13 protein-coding genes are annotated in these 18,515 nt (G+C 62.2%); 12 read left to right on the forward strand and 1 reads right to left on the reverse strand.

Features of this window, described 5'->3' with window-relative positions:
- The first annotated feature begins 1 nt into the window (after position 1).
- The 8 genes from ruvX to nusB all read left to right on the forward strand — a co-directional run bounded on the left by ruvX (position 2) and on the right by nusB (position 8,360).
- Positions 2-565 carry a Holliday junction resolvase RuvX gene (gene ruvX, locus AC3E6W_RS08185; RefSeq protein WP_049334270.1) on the forward strand — a complete coding sequence of 188 codons (564 nt, stop codon included), beginning with the start codon at positions 2-4 and terminating at the stop codon, positions 563-565.
- Positions 562-1,767 carry an endolytic transglycosylase MltG gene (gene mltG, locus AC3E6W_RS08190; RefSeq protein ID WP_049343757.1) on the forward strand — a complete coding sequence of 402 codons (1,206 nt, stop codon included), beginning with the start codon at positions 562-564 and terminating at the stop codon, positions 1,765-1,767. The genes ruvX and mltG overlap by 4 nt, the downstream gene beginning before the upstream one ends.
- A 262-nt stretch (positions 1,768-2,029) precedes the next feature.
- Positions 2,030-3,001: a shikimate dehydrogenase gene (locus AC3E6W_RS08195; protein ID WP_490652831.1), complete on the forward strand. Its 972-nt coding sequence runs from the start codon at positions 2,030-2,032 to the stop codon at positions 2,999-3,001.
- 89 nt (positions 3,002-3,090) lie between these two features.
- Positions 3,091-4,308, forward strand: a complete 1,218-nt coding sequence (aroC, locus tag AC3E6W_RS08200) for a chorismate synthase (RefSeq protein ID WP_490652832.1) — start codon at positions 3,091-3,093, stop codon at positions 4,306-4,308.
- 62 nt (positions 4,309-4,370) lie between these two features.
- Positions 4,371-5,969 (forward strand): shikimate kinase, encoded by a 1,599-nt coding sequence (locus AC3E6W_RS08205; RefSeq protein WP_490652833.1) that lies wholly within the window; start codon positions 4,371-4,373, stop codon positions 5,967-5,969.
- A 38-nt stretch (positions 5,970-6,007) separates the two neighbouring features.
- Positions 6,008-7,129: a 3-dehydroquinate synthase gene (gene aroB / locus AC3E6W_RS08210; RefSeq protein ID WP_490652834.1), complete on the forward strand. Its 1,122-nt coding sequence runs from the start codon at positions 6,008-6,010 to the stop codon at positions 7,127-7,129.
- Positions 7,130-7,386: 257 nt separating this feature from the next.
- A complete protein-coding gene (gene efp, locus AC3E6W_RS08215; protein WP_005505932.1) occupies positions 7,387-7,950 on the forward strand; it encodes an elongation factor P in 564 nt (187 codons plus the stop codon).
- Positions 7,950-8,360 (forward strand): transcription antitermination factor NusB, encoded by a 411-nt coding sequence (gene nusB, locus AC3E6W_RS08220; RefSeq protein ID WP_005505934.1) that lies wholly within the window; start codon positions 7,950-7,952, stop codon positions 8,358-8,360. The genes efp and nusB overlap by 1 nt, the downstream gene beginning before the upstream one ends.
- Positions 8,361-9,547: 1,187 nt before the next feature.
- Here nusB and AC3E6W_RS08225 read toward each other — a convergent pair.
- Entirely contained in the window at positions 9,548-14,443 is a 4,896-nt protein-coding gene (locus AC3E6W_RS08225) for a DEAD/DEAH box helicase (RefSeq protein ID WP_490652835.1), read from the reverse strand.
- 202 nt (positions 14,444-14,645) lie between these two features.
- Here AC3E6W_RS08225 and pyrR point away from each other — a divergent pair, with 202 nt between their 5' ends.
- The 4 genes from pyrR to AC3E6W_RS08245 all read left to right on the forward strand — a co-directional run bounded on the left by pyrR (position 14,646) and on the right by AC3E6W_RS08245 (position 18,381).
- The gene (gene pyrR, locus AC3E6W_RS08230) at positions 14,646-15,341 is read left to right on the forward strand and encodes a bifunctional pyr operon transcriptional regulator/uracil phosphoribosyltransferase PyrR (RefSeq protein ID WP_490652836.1); all 696 of its coding nucleotides are present in this window, start codon (positions 14,646-14,648) and stop codon (positions 15,339-15,341) included.
- Positions 15,338-16,339, forward strand: a complete 1,002-nt coding sequence (locus AC3E6W_RS08235; RefSeq protein ID WP_049350073.1) for an aspartate carbamoyltransferase catalytic subunit — start codon at positions 15,338-15,340, stop codon at positions 16,337-16,339. The genes pyrR and AC3E6W_RS08235 overlap by 4 nt, the downstream gene beginning before the upstream one ends.
- Before the next feature lie 30 nt (positions 16,340-16,369).
- Positions 16,370-17,671: a dihydroorotase gene (locus tag AC3E6W_RS08240; RefSeq protein WP_490652837.1), complete on the forward strand. Its 1,302-nt coding sequence runs from the start codon at positions 16,370-16,372 to the stop codon at positions 17,669-17,671.
- A 152-nt stretch (positions 17,672-17,823) separates the two neighbouring features.
- Positions 17,824-18,381, forward strand: a complete 558-nt coding sequence (locus AC3E6W_RS08245; protein WP_049362652.1) for a PH-like domain-containing protein — start codon at positions 17,824-17,826, stop codon at positions 18,379-18,381.
- Positions 18,382-18,515 lie beyond the last annotated feature (134 nt).

Here is an 18,515-nt window from a genome sequence, read left to right on the forward strand (position 1 = left end):
CATGGCAGAATTCCAGCGCGGAGTGCGGATGGGTGTTGACGTGGGTAAGGCCCGCGTCGGCACCGCCCTCAGCGACCCCGACGGCATCCTCGCCACCCCGCTCAAGACGCTGCGTCGCGACGAGAAGAAGAACTCCGATCGTCGCGTGCTACGCAAGCTGATTGAGGTGAACGAGGTGGTCGAGGTGTTCGTCGGGCTTCCGAAGACCATGCGCGGCGGGGAGTCCTCCTCGACCGAGATGGCTCGGGAATACGCTCAGGCTCTGCGCTCCGAGCTGGACGCCGAAAATAAGACACACATTAACATTTGGCTGGTGGATGAGCGACTCACCACCGTGAGCGCTCACCGTGCACTGCACGAGGCTGGGGTATCCAGCCGAGACTTCAAGACTATGGTTGACCAGGTGGCGGCTGTGAACATTTTGCAGTACAGCCTGGACGCCCTCAAGGCAGGGCAGTCCGTAGCCGGGTACAAGGTGAGCGATCCGGCCCACGAAGAGAACCGACCGCACGAGTTAGAAGGGGCTGCGGTTGGTGCCGTCAATGAAACGGAGAACCTTCAGTGACCGAAAAGAATAAACATTCCGAGGAACACCCCGAAGAGAGCGGTCTGGACCTTTTTCGGCCGACGAAAGCCGATGAGGAAAAAGGCATTACCGGCATTACCTTGGAGCACGAGATTGTCTCTGTAGCGACTCTGCGTGCTCGCAAGCGCCGTCGCCGCGCCATCATGCTGAGCGCCATGTCGCTCTTCGTGGCGGCCCTGGTGATTATTTCTGCCGCTTTCATCACGCGGTACGACCCGTTCAAGACACGCGATTACTCCGGCAGCGGTAACGGCACGACCGTGACCTTCACGATCCGCTCGGGTCAGTCCACCGCGCAGGTGGCGAACGAGCTGGAGGCGGCCGGCGTGATTGCCGACGCCGATAAGTTCGTCGAGGTGTACAGCAAGGAAAGCAACGGCAAGTACCTGCAACCGGGCACCTACGAGCTTCAGCAGCACATGAGCAGCTCGAGCGCAATCAACACGATTATCGAGGCGAACAGTAACGTGCTGTACTTGGCGATTCCGCAGGGTAAGCGCGTGACCGAGACCATCGACCTGATCGTTTCCGGTTCTGACGGCGCGTTCACCCGCAAGCAGGTGGAAGAGGCCGTGCAGAACTACACGCAGTACGGCGTGCCGAGCAACTTCCCCTCGATTGAGGGTTGGCTGCACCCGGGCGAGTACCGATTCCCGAAGGACACCGACATCAAGAAGGTCATTCAGACCATGGTCGATAAGACCAAGGCCGACCTGAAGGAAGCCGGCGTGAGCGGCGATCAGAAGGCCTTCGAGGTGCTGACCATCGCCTCCATCGTGGAGCTTGAGGCTCAGCCGAAGGACTACGTGGCGGTTGCGGGCATCATTGAGAACCGTCTGAACAACCCGGATGGTGAGACCTCCGGCCTGATTCAGTCGGACGCAACCGTGACCTACGGTCTGGGTGTCCGCTCCTACCACCTGACGGAGGAGCAGAAGGCAGACAAGAGCAACAAGTACAACACGTACGCGAACAAGGGTCTGCCGAAGGGTCCGATTGGTTCCCCGCAGCTGGCGTCCATCAAGGCCGCCGCCGCTCCGGAGAAGAACCCGTACTACTACTGGGTGACCGTCGACCTGGATTCCGGCGAGACCAAGTACTCCCGCACTTACGCTGAGCACCAGCGTTACGTGGAAGAGTACAACCAGTGGTGTTCTAAGCACCCGAACCGTTGTAGCTAATCGGTTTAGCCGGTAGCTATGATTCGGTAGCTTTGGACTGAAGGTTCCTTGCTGAGGCGGGTACCGCCTCCACGAGAGTGGGGGAGGTGCCCGCCTTTGCCGTACCCGAATGCTGGGCTGGACTTGGCTGTTGGGCTGTACCTGATTGTTGGTGTCCCTTAAAATGGGTAGAGTGCGCCTATGAACTTGGGTTCGTGGTGTGCATGTCCGCAAGCCCCAAGCGTTGAGAGCGTTCCCCAGCGTTGAGAGCGAAAGAGTATCGATGAAGACTGAACCGTACCGCGAAGCCTCGTATCTTCGCCGCGCCTACGTGCTGGGCCACCCGATTGCCCATTCGCTCTCGCCCGCGCTGCATCGGGCCGCGTACGCGTACCTGGGCGAGGCGAACCTCGAGTACGATCGTCGCGATACCCTGCCCGATGACCTGCCGGCGATTATGCGCGGCGTGCGTAACCCGGTTGGCACCGAGGAAGCCCCGTATATTGCGGGCCTGTCGGTGACGATGCCGTTGAAGACCGCGGTCATCAAGTATTGCGATGAGCTGAGCGAGACCGCTCGCGTGACCGGTGCGGTGAACACGGTGTACCCGCGCGGCGAGAGGGTGCTGGGCGATAACACGGACGTGATCGGCATCGTGAACGCGCTGCTGCACGCGGGTCTGAAGCCGAACCACGAGCGCGACGAGCCCGCCGTGATTGGCGGGGGAGCGACCGCTATTTCCGCCCTGACCGCCCTGCATCAGCTGGGGTATTCCCGTGTGAGCGTGTACGCCCGTTCCCTGCATAAGCTCGGTAGCGTGCAGGAGGCGGCGGACCGCCTGGGCGTTCAGCTGGAGCAGGTTTCCCTGGCTGATTTGCCACAGAATCTTGCGGAGCGCGGTCATCACCCAGTGGTGTCTACTCTTCCTGCCCATGCGGCGGATGAGTGGGCGAGCCAGCTGAGCGTGCTGAAGGGTGCCTCCGACCCCGCGGGCGCTTCCGAGACCGCCGACCGCCCCGTGCTGCTGGACGTTGCGTACAACCCCTGGCCCTCGGCTCTGGCGAGCGTCTGGGAGGCGAGTGGGGGAGCCGTGGTCTCGGGCCTGGAGATGCTACTCTACCAGGCCGTCGAGCAGGTTCTGCTCTTCACGGATTGCACCCTGCAGCCCGCCGAATTGCTGGGCCTAATCAACGCGATGTGCGCGGCGGTAGGTCTTCCGTCCCGTGAACACCTCCCGGCGCCGCTCGCCGAGTAAAGCCCGCATTTTATACACTTTCTACATTGAAGAATTATTATTCCTTTCACCTGCGCGCCGGTGCGGGTGACACGAAAAGAGGTTAACCTATGGCTCTTCGTTGGCTCACTGCCGGAGAATCTCACGGCGAGGCGCTCGTCGGCATTATTGAGGGCGTTCCCGCCGGTGTGGAACTCACCAGCGACATGGTGCGTGACGCCCTGGCTCGCCGCCGTCTGGGCTACGGCCGCGGTGCCCGCATGAAGTTCGAGGAGGACCGCGTGCGCATCCTCGGCGGTGTGCGTCACGGCCTGACTCAGGGCGGCCCCGTCGCTATTGAGATTGCCAACACCGAGTGGCCCAAGTGGACCGACGTGATGAGCTCCGACCCGGTTGACCCCAAGCTGATTGAGCACCGCGCGCGCAATGCGGCGCTGACTCGCCCGCGTCCCGGTCACGCCGACTTTACCGGCATGCAGAAGTACGACTTCTCTGAGGCTCGCCCGGTGCTGGAGCGTGCCTCCGCTCGTGAGACCGCGACCCGCGTGGCGCTCGGCGTGGTTGCCGCCCAGATTCTGAAGGCTCTGGGCGTTGAGCTGGTCTCTCACACCGTGGCTGTGGGTGGCGTGCACGCCCCCGAGGGCGCCCCCGTGCCTTCGCCCCGTAACGTTGAGCAGCTGGACGCCGACCCGCTGCGCTGCTTCGACAAGGCAACCTCCGACGCGATGGTTCAGCGCGTGGACGAGGCGCACAAGGACGGCGAGACCCTCGGCGGCGTGGTTGAGGTGCTCGCGTACGGTATGCCTCCCGGACTGGGTTCGTACGTGCACTGGGACCGCCGCCTGGACGCGCGCCTGGCCGCCGCCCTGATGGGTATTCAGGCTATTAAGGGCGTTGAGGTGGGCGACGGTTTCGCGACCGCTGACCGCCCGGGCACCGCCGCTCACGACGAGATTTCCATTGGTGAGCACGGCGTAACCCGCGATACCAACCGTGCAGGTGGTATTGAGGGCGGCATGAGCATTGGTGACCTGCTGCGCGTGCGCGCGGCAATGAAGCCCATTGCGACCGTGCCGAAGGCTCTGAAGACCATTGACACCTCCACCGGTGAGGAGGCTCGCGCCCACCACCAGCGTTCGGATGTGTGCGCCGTTCCCGCCGCCGGTGTGGTTGCGGAGGCTATGGTCGCCCTGGTGCTCGCTGAGGCGGCACTGGAGAAGTTTGGTGGCGACTCGATTGGTGAGACTCGCCGCAACATGGATTCCTACCTGGACGCTATCCCGGCGTCTCTGGCGTGGGAGTCTAACGTTGCCGGTTGGGACGCGTAGTGCCCCTTCCGGCGGAGTCAGAGGGCCGCGGCGTAGAAGGTCGCGGTTCCGGGGAGGTTTTTGTGGAGCAGGGTGTTCGCCCGGTCGCTTCGAGCCCCCTTGCGCGTATTGCTGCGGCAACGCAGCGTGCGCGAGGGGGCGCTTCACCGCGCCCGGAATCCGGTGCGGAACCCGGTGTATTTTCCGCGGCCGAGCGGGCTGTTGAGGCTGAGCGGGCTGTTGAGGCTGAGCGGGCTGTTGAGGCTGAGCGGGCTGTTGAGGCTGAGCCGCCCGAGGCTACCGCTCGCGAGGCTTCTTCCCGCGAACCCGGTGCGGCGGGTGCCGAATCTAATGCGGGTACCGAGTCTAACCCGGGTTCTGGGGCGGCCGGCTCGGCTTCCTCTGCGCGCGCGGCTTCTCGCGTGCCCACCCCGGCCGACCTGATGCGTTCGGGTGCCCGCCCCCTGCCCGCCGCTCCCGTGAGCGCGCGGGGTGTACGCCTGTACGCCTCCTCGGCCTCCGAGGACGCCGACCCGGCGCTCGGCCTGGATGAGGACCTGCGCCTGAAGTTGCTCAGCGCCCTGCAGGTCATGGGCACCACTGAAGAGGAATCCCGCAGGGAACCCGCGAAGGCGGAAGCACCCAAACCTGCCGCGCCCAAGCCCGTAGCTCCAAAACCGGCCGCGCCGTCAGTAGTCGCTGCGCCCAAGCTGACCGCTCCTAAACCTGCCGCACCTCAGCAGGCTCAGCCCGCGGCGGGGGAGAGCGCAACCTCTGCCCCCGTGCCTGCTCCCGCGCAGAAGGCCGAACCCCAGCCCGCGCCGGCACAGACCGAAACTTCCGCGGCCCCCGTGCCCAAGCCCGCTGTGGCTAAGCCGCTACGTCCGACCCCGGCACTATTCGGCAAGGTGCAGGTTTCTGCGGCCGAGTCTGCGGCCGAGTCTGTGGCTGAGGAAATCGCGGCGGTGGACTCCGCCGAGGCTGCTGCCGAGATTGAGGCGCGCGCCGCATCCGAGGCGGAGCTGAACGCCGAGCTCGAGCCCGGTGAACTTGAGCCTCTTGAACTTGAGCCCGGCGAGATCGAGGAGTCCGCCCGCATCCACCCCCAGCAGGTGCGCGAAATGCACGAGAACTTTGCGGAACGCTCGCGCCCCATCGTGCTGATCGGCCCCATGGCGGCGGGTAAGACCTACATCGGCACGCACCTGGCGCGTTTCTACGGCTACGAGTTCCTCGATGCCGACCAGCTGATCGTGGAACGCTACGGCGAGGTCTCCGAAATTTTCGAGATTTTCGGTGAGGCGCACTTCCGCGAGCTCGAACGCAAGACCATCGAAGAGGTGCTGACCTCCCCGGTGTACCGCAACACGGTGTTTTCGCTCGGTGGCGGCGCGCCCATGACCGACTCGGTTGCGGAGCTCCTCAAGGACGAATGCGTGGTGTACATCCTCGTTGATGCTGAGACCGTCACCCCGCGCATTACGGGCAATAAGACCCGCCCGCTGCTGCAGCCGAACCCGGTCGAGCGCTGGACCGACATTTTTGAGCGTCGCCGCACCCGCTACGAGGAGCTGGCGCACTTCACCCTGGACGCTCGTGGCGGCCGCCCCATTACCGAGATGACCGCAGAGATTCAGGCGTACGTCACCGCCAGCCGCAAGGCGCGGGCGAACAACTCCTGACCCCCTCCTACCCCCACTCTTCTGTGAAAGGACACACGATGAGCACTCAGCCTACCTTCGGCGCTTCCGGTGAAGCGGATATCACCCGTATTCCGGTGACCGGTAGCTCCCCGCGCGAGAACTATGAGGTTCTCATCGGCCACAACCTGCTCGGCACCCTGCCCGAGATTCTCGGTAACCGCACGAAGAAGGTGCTCGTGATTCACCCGCGTGCCCTGCGTTCCACCGGTGAGCTGGTCATGGAGGACCTGCGCGCCATGGGCTACGAGTCGTTCAGTGCAGAGATTCCCGACGCCGAGGAGGCAAAGCACTACCAGGTGGCGGCGTTCTGCTGGCAGGTGCTCGGTCAGAACGACTTCACCCGCACCGACGCAATCATCTCCGTGGGTGGCGGCGCTATTACCGACGTTGCCGGCTTCGTGGCGGCAACCTGGCTGCGCGGCGTGCGCGTTATTCACATCCCGACCACCCTGCTCGGCATGGTGGACGCTGCCGTGGGCGGTAAGACCGGCATCAACACCGCCGAAGGTAAGAACCTGGTCGGCGCGTTCTGGCCGCCCGCCGCGGTGCTCTGCGAGATTGGCACCCTGCGCACCCTGCCCGAGCACGAGTTGCTGACCGGCATGGGTGAGGTCGTCAAGTGCGGCTTCATCGCCGACCCCGAAATTCTCGACCTGATCGAGGCAAACCCGAACGCCGTGCGTGACTCGCAGTCTGCCGTCATGCGTGAACTCATTGAGCGCAGCGTGCGCGTGAAGGCGGAGGTGGTCTCCGAGGACCTGCGCGAGTCCGGCCGCCGCGAAATCCTGAACTACGGCCACACCCTGGCCCACGCGATTGAGCGTAACGAACGCTACCAGTGGCGTCACGGCGCGGCCGTTGCGGTGGGCATGGTGTACGCCGCGGAGCTGTCGCTGGCCACCGGCCACGCCGACGAGGAGCTCGTGGCACGTACCCGCCGCATCCTGGAGTCGCTGGGCCTGCCCACCTCCTACAAGGCGGACGCATGGCCCCAGCTGCTCGAAGCGATGCGCCGCGACAAGAAGGCACGCGGCAACCTGCTGCGCTTCATCATTCTTGACGGTTTGGCTCGCCCGCGCGTGTACGAGGTGCCGGACGATTCGATTCTGTACATGACCTACCAGGAGATTACCGAGTAGGTGACGGGTCCCGTATAGTCGCCGGGCGCGCCCGGCCACGTGGTTGCCTTCACTTGGTCGCCTTCGTGTGATTGCTTCCGTGTGATTGCTTCCGCGCGGCAGCCGGGCGGGGTGCCACAGAAAAACTGTGGCGCCCCTGCTAGGCAAACTCGTGCGCATCCTGTAGAATGTACGGGACATATTTTTGCTCATTGAAAACTTAGCGCCTCGCCGGGTACCACTACGGCGTGAGCGTCGATGACACGAAGGAGAGCCCCATGGCATCCACTACCGATATTAAGAACGGCGCCGTCCTGAAGATTGACGGCAACCTCTGGTCCGTCGTTGAGTTCCAGCACGTGAAGCCCGGTAAGGGTGGCGCGTTCGTCCGCACCAAGCTGCGCAACGTTACCTCCGGCAAGGTCGTCGACCGCACCTTCAACGCTGGCGCTAAGATCGAAACCGCAACCGTTGACCGCTCCGACTACCAGTACCTGTACCAGGACGGCGACGACTACGTCTTCATGGACATGAAGACCTACGACCAGATCAACGTTCCCGCAACCGTTGTCGGCGACGCAGCAAACTACATGCTCGAATCCCAGACCGCAACCATCGCAATGCACGAGGGTAGCCCCCTGTACATCGAGCTGCCCGCATCCGTGGTCCTCGAAATCACCTACACCGAGCCCGGCCTGCAGGGTGACCGCTCCACCGGCGGCACCAAGCCCGCAACCGTTGAGACCGGCTACGAGATTCAGGTTCCCCTGTTCCTGGAGACCGGCACCAAGGTCAAGGTTGACACCCGCACCGGTGAGTACCTCGGTCGCGTGAACGACTAATGAATTCGCGTACTAAAGCCCGATTGCGCGCCCTCGAAGTGCTCTTCGAGGCGGATCAGCGCAACGAAGATTATATTGAGGTACTCCGCCGCCGCCGACTGTACACGGTAGCGCAGATCTCTGCTTACTCTGAGGAAATCATTCGTGGCGTTCGCGACCACGACGAAGAGATCCGCGAGTTTGTTGAGACTTACGCCCGTGACTGGTCCTTTGAGCGTATGCCCGCCGTGGACCGTGCCGTGCTGCGTATTGGCACTTGGGAGCTTCTGTACAATGACGAAGTTCCGGATGCTGTCGCAATTTCTGAGGCTGTCGGTCTGGCGCGTGTGCTGTCCACGAATGAATCTCCGAAGTTCGTGAACGGTCTGCTGGATAAGCTCCGTCAGGTGAAGCCGACCCTGCTCGCGTAAGACGTCCTGCCACGGCCTGCCCGCTAGCCCGTAGCTGGTTGGTTTGCTGCCGTTGAGGATGCACCCGCAGGGAGCGTACGTGAAACCCCCGCCGTGCTGTAGTTCGCTACAGGACGGCGGGGGGTTTCTGTGTCTACGTTGCGCTTGTCGTGTGCTTGGGTCTGGGATGCTGAGCCGGATGCGCTGGCTAGATTTGGTGGTACCGGCTGAGATACGTCGGGAGGTGCACCGGAGCCCGTGGGTAGGGGTAACGTTCGAGGCTTCACCGGACAACGCGGGCGGGGGAGTGCCCCCTCTGCGGCGCTGAGCGCCTTGAGGACGGAGCCCCCGCCTCGCGTGCCCGGCATGCGCCTCCATCAGTGTTAGCTACTCGCTTTGAGCGGATGCGGTCGCCCCGCGTGCCCGATGGAGAGTTCAAAAGACTCCAGTTTCGGTTAGTACTAGTAGGAGATGGTAGCGAACCAGCGTAATACTGACTTCACTAGACGTGTAGCTCCGATAAAACACTCGGCCCTGTATGTAGTGCAAGCCATACTGTGGGTTTGGTGGGCAGCCATGAGAGCTATGTACCATGCGAAGAATCCGAAGCATGAGCTGATTGCGATGACATAGAGTATTCCGGGATGGAAGCGAAGATTTCGGGGAGCTGTAATGTAACGATGGAGGTACCCAGCTGGGTTGTACCGCATGCGCCTGCACTCTTGTAAGAGGTAACTCATAAGATAATCGGCAGATTCATCACGTATAGTGCTGAGTACGCTGTGTTGGCGCTGGCTATACATATCAGTAGGGTCAACAATGCCGAGAATGCACGAGGCAATGATAAAACATGTAAAACAGAACAGAGGACGTACATATGAAAGTATGGTGGCCATTTTAGGCTCCTTGTATTTAGTGATTATCAGCAGCAATGCGCCGCTGAGCTTTCACTATGTATATATCAGAGCATTTGAACACCGTTTTTCTTCTTTTTTCATATGTTTTGATATGTAAGCATCCTGTTTGATTTATTTTAAGAACTTGCCCCTTGTGTGAGAGATTCCTTACATGTAATTTCCCTAGTCAAAGATAAATATCTATTTTTGTGGTGATATTTTGCCAATTTTGCGGCGCGCTGAGGGCCCCACCATACGTTGTACGGTAGGGCCCTCAGTGCGAATTATGTATTTATTGCAGGTATGGAATGGTTAGGCGTTGTCCTCCAGAACCTCGAAGCGGGGGAGCGTACCCACCAGCTTCTGAGTCTCCAGCGAGACAGTCACCAGGCGCTTGATCAGGTCCACGATATACCGCGGGTCGTTGACGGCGCGGCAGTAATCGTTCGGGTCGTTCGTGATGTTCGAATCCTTATCGGGCTTCACCTGGTAGCGGTCAACAACCCATCCCAGCGCAGACTTGCCGTTCACCTGGTACTCGTAGGCTTCCTCCGGGATGCCCTTGAGAGTCAGGTGACCGTTGTACTTGATGCGAGTCTTATCCTTCTTAGGACCAAACTGCAGCTTCTGCACCCGATAGAATTCGAAGCATTCCTCGAGGTCCTCGGGAGTGGGGGAGGAAGCCACCTCATCGAGCGGGTAAGGCTCCACGCTCTCGTAACCCAGGTGCAGTTCAGCCAGGGCACGACCAACACGCGAGTACTCCCAGAAGCCCTTCACCAGGGGGATGCGCGGGAGCATCTTCTTCAGGTCCGCCGCGTACTTCTCACGGTACTCGGGGTGGTGCAACAGCGCGTAGATGTAGTAGAAGATGTCTTCCTTCGCGATGCTCTCGTCACCGTAGGTGCTACGGTAAGCCGCCAGGGTAGTGTCGGTAATGTTCTCCTTGCGGGTATAGCCGTCCACGACCTCGCCGCCGCCCAGGTTGAGGTTGAATCCTCCGTCTTCCTCAACGACCGGCTCGTAGGTGTAGAGAGACATCCACTGAGCCTTGGAGATAGATTCAAGGTCAGGAAGGGTATCAACCATGAGCACGCTGAACTCCTTGGTGGCACCGCGTCCGGTGAAGCCAAAGGCGATGTTCTCGTGCGTCGGGGTCGGGAAGAGCCTCGGTAGCTGGTACTGACGTTCATTCAACGGGGCATCGAAATAAACATACTGCTTACAGAATGGGCGGTACACAGACAGACGCTTTGCTACAGCGGAATATCCAATCTGAACCTTACGGCGCAAAAGTGATTTCAAACCGTCGCCCCATGCAATCTTTGTAGGGTCCATATTCGGCTGCTCAACATCAATCTGCGAGTTATAGACCCCAATCATGCGTCGCACGTTCTCCTCGACCGCGCGGGCCGAGAAGTTGTACACCCACGCGTCGCGGCTCGTCGCCAGGCCACGGGAGTAGAGCTGGAAGATGCCAGGGGTGTTCGGCTTGCCCTTAGTATCCCTGTCGCCGATGGGCTGGTAGGTGTCGTAGTTCTCGTCGCGCTGGTTAATCCAGTCGGCAGCCTCGTTGGGAACGATGACCTCCCACTCGGTGTGCGCGATGGAGCCCTCCCGGGCAATAATGTCGAGCTTCTCCTCGCGGCTCAGGTAGTCGCCAATATCGCGGTAGTGCAGTACGGCCTCGCCTGTGTGTGAGGGGTCCTTCACGAGCACGCAAATGGCCACCGGGGTACGGGAACCAGAGCCAAAAATCTTGCCACCCTCGCGGCGCGACTGCTCACCCGAGGTGCGCTGGTTACCGCGCAGGTTGTACACGTACAGCTTCGAGAACTCGTCCACCAGGCACTTGCGCAGGCCATCCGCCGCGTTACCGTCGATGAAGGAGCCGTTCGAGACGAAAGCAATCACGCCGCTATCCTTCACGCGGTCGGATGCCCAGCGAATCGCGCGAATATACGAGTCGTAGATGCTGTTCTTATTCGCACCGCTGGAGTTCTTGGCATAGGTCTCGGCGATGCGCTCATCCAGCTTGGGGTACTTCTCGTTCTGGTTATTATCGTTCGCGCTGTTCTGACCCGAGGAGTACGGCGGGTTCATCACAATCACCCGAATATCCTGCTCAAGCTCACGTTCCGCGCGCTCGCTATTGGCGCGGAACGCCGGCAGGTTCAGGTGGTGCGAAGACTCGGAGAGCTGGAAGGTATCCGTCAGAACCATACCGTTGAACGGCACGTACTCCGAGCCCAGGCCGTGTTCCTTCGCCACCTCACCGTACACCGTCTCGATGTTAATCGCCGCAATGTAGTACGAGAGCAGCACAATCTCATTCGCGAACAGCTCGCGGGTGTACTTGCGCTCCAGGTCCTCCGGGCGAATCAGACCCAGCTGCAGCAGGCGGGTAATGAACGTACCCGTGCCCACGAAAGGCTCAATAATGCTCACACCCTCATCAGAGAGCGACTTGCCGAAGGACTCCCGCAGAGCCGCATCCGCCGAGCGGAGGATATAGTCCACCACCGGAACCGGGGTAAAGACAATACCCAGGCGCTCCGCAATGCGCGGGAAGGCGTTCTGGAAGAACTTATCGTAGAGGTCCTTAATCACGTGCTGCTTCGCGGCCGCGTTATCGAGGTCCTTCACACGGCGCTGAACCGACTCGTAGAAGGCCGACAGCGACTCGCGCTCCTTCTCAAAGGCCGCGTTCGCGTTCAAGTGGTCCACCACGTTCTGCATGGCAAGCGAAATCGGGTTCAGCTCGGTAAAGCGGTGCCCGGCGAACATCGCGTCAAAGACAGGCTGGGTAATGAGGTGCTGGGCCAGCATCTCGATAGCCTGGTCCTCATCAATCGCGGGGTTCAGGGTCTGCTGCAGACCCTCCACAAACTGAGCGAAGACGGTGCGCAGCTCGCTTTCGGGAGCCGCCTCATCCAGCAGGTGACGAATCATCGTGATGTGGCGGCCCGCAATGGTCGCAATATCCTTCGACCAATCGTCCCAGTACTCGCGGGTACCCACCTTGTCCACAATCTTGGCGTACACGCCATCCTTCCACTCCTGCGCGGGGAAGGTCAGAGTCGTCTGCTCACCCGGAGTAATCGAATCCTCCGGCGCCTCGGTATCGTTCGCGCCGATGCTGTCCTTCTCCTTCTTCGGGGCCAGGTCAACGGTCTGCACAATAATCGACTCGGGGTCGGAAGCGTTCAGCTCAATCTGGTGAATCGTTGCGTCCATGCGCTCATCGTGCGCGCGGAGCGCCTGCAGCACCTGCCACACCACCTTGTAGCGTTTATTGTCGCTCAGCGCCTGAGCGGTTGACATGCCGTCGGGAATAGCAATCGGCAGAATAATATAGCCGTACTTCTTACCCTCGGCGCGGCGCATCACGCGGCCCACGGCCTGAATGACGTCCACCATCGAATTGCGGGGATTCAGGAAAAGCACCGCGTCAAGATTCGGAACGTCCACGCCCTCGGTCAGGCAGCGAGCATTCGTCAGGATACGACAAATCGGGCCCTCCTCATTCGGCTCCTGCTTGAGCCAGTTCAGGAGCTCGGCACGGCTCTGCGCGTTAAAGCCGCCGTCAATGTGGCGAACCTGCACGCCCAGGTCGTCGGTCGGGTCGTCGTTCTCGCGGTTGCGCAGGTTAATGCGCACGAGGTCCTCGAACTCGCGCTCAATCTTCTGGGAATCCTTAATCGAGCGGCTGAAGGCCACGGCACGCTTCATAGGTTCGAGGTCATCACCGAAGGAAGCCTCCAGCTCACCGCTGCGGCGCTTGGCGAGGCCGTTCCAACAGCCCACCAGCTTCGCCACGTCATCAATGGCGAGCTCGTTGGACTCATCGGCCAGAAGGTTCTGGAAGGAGGTCGCAATCTGCGATTCGGAAACGCCCAGCACCAGCACCTTGTAATCGGTCAGCAGGCCCTTCTCCACGGCCTCGCCGAAACCGATACGGTAGAACACCGGACCGAAAGTATCCATGTCATCCATGGAACAGAGCACGGCGGCCTTCTCGCTCGCCTGGAACTTCGTGTCCTCATTAAAAATCTTGGGGGTAGCCGTCATGTAGACGCGCTTGCGGCCCGCCACCCAGTTATCGTCGTGAATCTTCACGAAGTTCGACTCCGACTCATCCGCCAGGGTCACGCCGGTCGTGCGGTGCGCCTCATCGCAGATAATCAGGTCAAACTCGCCAACACCCGCAGCCTGAGCCTCGGATACCGCGTCAATGGAGTGGTAGGTGGAGAAGACCACCTCGAGGCCCTCATCCAGCGGGTTGGCGTTCATCGCGGCGGCCAGCTCGGCACCGTCCGTTGTCGCGGGCAGCTGCAGATCCTCAACGCGCAGGTCGGCCAGGTCGGCGTTAGCGCCACCGCGCTTCTTCTCGCGGCCCACCTTGGAATCGGAGCACACCGCGTAAGCGTGGAACGGGCCCTCAATCTCGTTCGAGAACTCCGAAATGGACTGCGACATGAGCGCCAGGGAAGGCACCATGAAGAGCACACGCGCGTGGCCGCCATTCTGCTCGGCAAACTTCTCGGCCAGGCGAATCGCGGTGAAGGTCTTGCCGGTACCGCAGGCCATAATCAGCTGACCGCGGTCGTCCTTCTGCAGACCTTTCAGAGTCCTTGTAATGGCGATGTCCTGGTGCGGGCGGAGCTCCTTATGCGGCTTGTAACCGACCTGCTGCTCGCCCGGGTCATCCAGGGAATAGGTCGACCAGTCGATATTGGAATCACGGAAAGTCTGCAGGCCCATGCGCTGCACGGGAAAGCGCTGTTCCTCCAGCATCTTCTCCGCGTTCTTCGACCACTTATCGGTCGTGGACACGATGATGCGGTGCGTAAACGGCTTACGACCGGAGGCCGAAATGAAGGAATCGATATGTTCCTTAGCAATCGTGCTGTGCTCATCGTAGAACTTGCACTGAATGGCGGTCACGCCGCCGTCAACGTTCTCGGCCACCAGGTCGATGCCAATATCGCCGAAGTTCTCGCGGCCATCCCAGTCCTTCCACAGATACACCTTCTTATACAGGCGGCTCTGGATGCTGTCCTTAGTCAGGAACTCCTTGGTCAGACGCTCCAAACGGTCGCCCTGATCGCGCGTATGGAGTGCCGTAGTTCGAAGCTGGTGAAGCAGATTGTCAAAGGCCATCGACGTCTTCGTCGAAACGTCGGCCGGGGTGCCGGAGGCGGTCATGAACTCTCCCAGTGGTGTGAGTCGATAGATGTCGTACCCCATTATCTTATCCGGTGGGGCGCCGGGATGCGGGCCCGAGTGTCACCGCTGGCCCGCCCTATACCCGCTCTCGCCGAACCTGAACGTAGCCTGTGAACTGTGGTACCCTACTAGAAGCACAAAACCTTTAAATCCGTCCCGTGAGGCGGGGAAGGAGACGGCTATGTCGGGGACAAGTGTACCCGCAACCGGTACGAACCGGGCTGCCCGCGTGACCACCACCGCGCAGCCTGAAGCGCTGCATCCCGCAGCACTCGGGGGCCATCAATCGGCGACCCCTCACTCGCAGCAGGCGACCACCGTCGGTCGCACCATCCTCAGCGAGGACGAAATTCGCCGCGCCCTCACCCGCATCGCCTACGAAATCATCGAAACCAATAAAGGCGTAGACAACCTCGTACTCATCGGCATCCGCTCCCGCGGCGTGCCCCTCGCGGCGCGACTCGCCGCACGCATCCAAGCCCTCGAGCCGACCTTCACCGCAGAAGACCGACTCGGCGCCCTGGACATCACCGCCTACCGCGACGACCAGCGCGACGCCCCCGAACCGCAAACAGCGGGGGAGAGCCTCATGCCCACCATCGGCATCGAAGGCAAAACCGTAGTCCTCGTTGACGACGTCCTATATTCCGGCCGCACCGTACGCGCCGCCCTCGACGCACTCAACGCCCACGGACGACCCGCCCTCGTACGCCTGGCGGTCCTCGTAGACCGCGGACACCGCCAGCTACCCATCCGCGCCGACCACGTGGGCAAAAACCTGCCCACCAGCGCCAGCGAAACCGTACGCGTCGTACTCACCGAAACCGACAACGCAATAGACCGAGTTGACATTATCCAGCTGGGAGGGCTCTCATGAAGCATCTGCTCGACACCCGCGAACTAACCCGCGAAGAAGCCATCGAAATCCTCGACGTCGCCGACTACATGGCACAGGTCAAGGCCGAAAACCGCACCCTGAACGTGCTCAACGGCAAGACCGTCGTCAACCTCTTCTTTGAGGACTCCACCCGCACTCGCCTCTCCTTCGAATCCGCCGAGAAGCGCCTGGGCGCGGCCGTCACGAACTTCTCCGCTTCCGGTTCCTCCCTCTCCAAGGGTGAGTCGCTCAAGGACACCGCGCAGACCCTCAAGGCCATCGGCGCGGACGCCTTCGTGATTCGCCACTCCGCCTCGGGCGCACCGCAGCGCCTGGCCGAGGCCGGCTGGACCGACATCCCCGTACTCAACGCGGGCGACGGCACCCACGCGCACCCCACCCAGGCCCTGCTCGACGCCGTGTCCCTGCGCCAGTACAAGGCGGAACGCGACGGCCTGGACAGCCCCCGCGGCACCGACCTGTCCGGCATGCGCGTGCTCATCGTCGGCGACATCCTGCACTCGCGCGTGGCACGCTCCAACCTCTGGTTGCTGCACACCCTCGGCGCGCAGGTCGTCTTCGTCGCACCGCCGACCCTGCTGCCGCTGAACACCGCCTCCTGGGTTGAAGAGGCCGGCCTGGAAATCTTCCACGACTTCGACGAAGCTATCGCCACCAAGCCCGACGCCGTGATGCTGCTGCGCATCCAGAAGGAACGCATGCGCGCCGCGTACTTCCCCTCCGCCGAGGAGTATACCGAGCTGTGGGGCCTGACCGCCGAACGCTTCGCAACCCTGCAGGCGCAGCCGCAGCCGGTCGCAATCCTGCACCCGGGCCCCATGAACCGTGGCCTGGAAATCTGCACCGAAGCCGCCGACGCCGCCAACTCCTGGGTTCTGCGCCAGGTCAGCAACGGCGTGGCGCTGCGCATGGCGGTGCTCTACCTGCTTCTGACCGACGGATCCAGCGCCAAGCTCTACGCCGGCGACGAATCCTAAACGACCTTCCTAACGAGAGGAACCAACACCATGAGCAAGTACCTGATTAAGGGCGCAAGCCTCTACGGCGAAAAGGTCGCCGATATCCTCATCGAGGACGGCGTGATCAGCCGCATCGCAGAGAACATTGACGCCGCGGATGCGCAGGTCGTCGAGGCGGCAGGCCAGGTGGCGTTGCCCGGCCTGGTGGACATCCACACCCACCTGCGTCAGCCCGGCTACGAGGCCTCCGAAACCGTCGAGACCGGCACCCGCGCTGCGGCCCTGGGCGGCTACACCGCGGTGTTCGCCATGGCAAACTCCATGCCCGTGGCAGACACCGCCGCCGTGGTCGAGCAGGTGGACCGCCTCGGCAAGGAATCCGCATGGTGCCGCGTGCAGCCCATCGGCGCCGTGACCGTGGGCCTGAAGGGCGAGCGCCTCTCCGACATTGGCGGCATGGCGAACTCCACCGCTAACGTGCGCGTGTTCTCTGACGACGGCATGTGCGTGTACGACCCCGCAGTGATGCGTCGCGCCCTCGAATACGTCAAGACCTTCGACGGCGTTATTGCGCAGCACGCGCAGGAGCCGCGCCTGACCGAGGGCGCCCAGATGAACGAAGGTAAGGTGTCCGCTGACCTGGGCCTGGCCGGCTGGCCCGCCGTCGCTGAAGAGGCAATCATCGCCCGCGACGTGCTACTGGCCGAGCACCTGGACTCCAAGCTGCACATCTGCCACCTGTCCACCAAGGGCTCTATTGAGGTTGTGCGCTGGGCTAAGTCCCGCGGCGTGCAGGTCACCGCGGAGGCAACCCCGCACCACCTGCTGCTCACCGACGAGACCGCACGCACCTACGACCCGGTGTTCAAGGTTAACCCGCCGCTGCGCACCGAAGAGGACGTCATGGCGCTGCGCCAGGCGGTCGCTGACGGCATCATCGACGTGATCGGTACCGACCACGCACCGCACCCGGCAGAGACCAAGGAATGTGAGTGGGCCTGCGCCGCGAACGGCATGACCGGCCTGGAACAGGCGCTGTCCATCATCCAGATGACCCTGGTCGACACCGGCATGATTACCTGGCGCGACGTGGCACGCATCCTCTCCGAGCAGCCCGCTAAGATTGGCCGCCTGGAGGCTGAGCAGGGTCGCCCGCTGGCCGAAGGCGAACCGGCCAACATTGTGCTGGTCGACCCGAAGGCAACCCGCGTGATCAAGCCGGAGGAGCAGGCCACCAAGGGCAAGAACAACCCCTACCGCGGCATGGAGGTTCCCGGCTCGATTCGCGCAACCTTCTACGCTGGCCACCCGACCGTGCTGAACGGCGAGCTGGCCACCCCGCGCAAGTAACCCGCGAAGCGAACATACGTGGTGACCGTGCCTGGCGGTGGCGGGTTCAGGCCCGCCACCGCCTCGCCGGGAGTACCGCCCCCAACCTCACCAGCCCCACCAACACAGGTCGAGACAATCGACCGAGACCCCAACCGAAAGAGAGAACCCACGTGGGAAAGCTCATCACCGCCATCGTCTGCCTGGCCCTCGTGGCTCTGTGCATCTACGGCATGTGGCACGGATGGCGCTCGCGCCTGGCCCGCCAGTCCAACATGTTCGGCTCCCTCAAGGAAGTTCCCGAACGCTACGAGGGTCTGACCGCCGACGCCGCCTTCGAGGGTGAGTACATCAGCACCACGATCTTCGGTAACTGGCTGGACCGCGTGGGATTCGATTCGCTCGGCTTCAAGAGCAAGTCCACCCTGCTGATTTACCCGGACAGCATCATCTTCACCCGCGACGGGGCGAAGGACCTGTGGATTCCGGCGAAGAAGCTCTCGGTCATCACCACCGACCGAGGCATGGCCGGCAAGGTTGTGGAGAAGGACGGCCTGGTCGTCATCGGCTGGACCCTCGACGGTCACCGCGTGCAGACCGGCTTCCGCACCCGCTACGCTGAGGATAAGCAGGCGGCCCTGGAGGAGCTGCGCCGCATCGCCCCGAACGCGGTGGATGCGCCCGAAAAGTGGGCGGCAGACCCCGCCGAGGGCACCGAGCAGGCCAAGTAGGCGGCGCAACGCACCCCGGCACTTCCGGCAACATACCCGGCCCCGAAGCCGAACACGACACAGCACGACACCCTAGATTTAGCCCGGGCGGGCAGAACAGCCCGCCCCGGCAGCAAGAGACTATCCCCAACGCA

Source organism: Rothia sp. SCPM-O-B-18226 (M350) (genome assembly GCF_058213595.1).

What these genes read in the sequence shown, in the direction of transcription:
- ruvX (WP_049334270.1), top strand. Translation starts at nt 2, where the DNA reads ATGGCAGAATTCCAGCGCGGAGTGCGGATGGGTGTTGACGTGGGTAAG.
- AC3E6W_RS08195 (WP_490652831.1), top strand. Translation starts at nt 2,030, where the DNA reads ATGAAGACTGAACCGTACCGCGAAGCCTCGTATCTTCGCCGCGCCTAC.
- aroC (WP_490652832.1), top strand. Translation starts at nt 3,091, where the DNA reads ATGGCTCTTCGTTGGCTCACTGCCGGAGAATCTCACGGCGAGGCGCTC.
- aroB (WP_490652834.1), top strand. Translation starts at nt 6,008, where the DNA reads ATGAGCACTCAGCCTACCTTCGGCGCTTCCGGTGAAGCGGATATCACC.
- efp (WP_005505932.1), top strand. Translation starts at nt 7,387, where the DNA reads ATGGCATCCACTACCGATATTAAGAACGGCGCCGTCCTGAAGATTGAC.
- nusB (WP_005505934.1), top strand. Translation starts at nt 7,950, where the DNA reads ATGAATTCGCGTACTAAAGCCCGATTGCGCGCCCTCGAAGTGCTCTTC.
- AC3E6W_RS08225 (WP_490652835.1), bottom strand. Translation starts at nt 14,443, where the DNA reads ATGACCGCCTCCGGCACCCCGGCCGACGTTTCGACGAAGACGTCGATG.
- pyrR (WP_490652836.1), top strand. Translation starts at nt 14,646, where the DNA reads ATGTCGGGGACAAGTGTACCCGCAACCGGTACGAACCGGGCTGCCCGC.
- AC3E6W_RS08235 (WP_049350073.1), top strand. Translation starts at nt 15,338, where the DNA reads ATGAAGCATCTGCTCGACACCCGCGAACTAACCCGCGAAGAAGCCATC.
- AC3E6W_RS08240 (WP_490652837.1), top strand. Translation starts at nt 16,370, where the DNA reads ATGAGCAAGTACCTGATTAAGGGCGCAAGCCTCTACGGCGAAAAGGTC.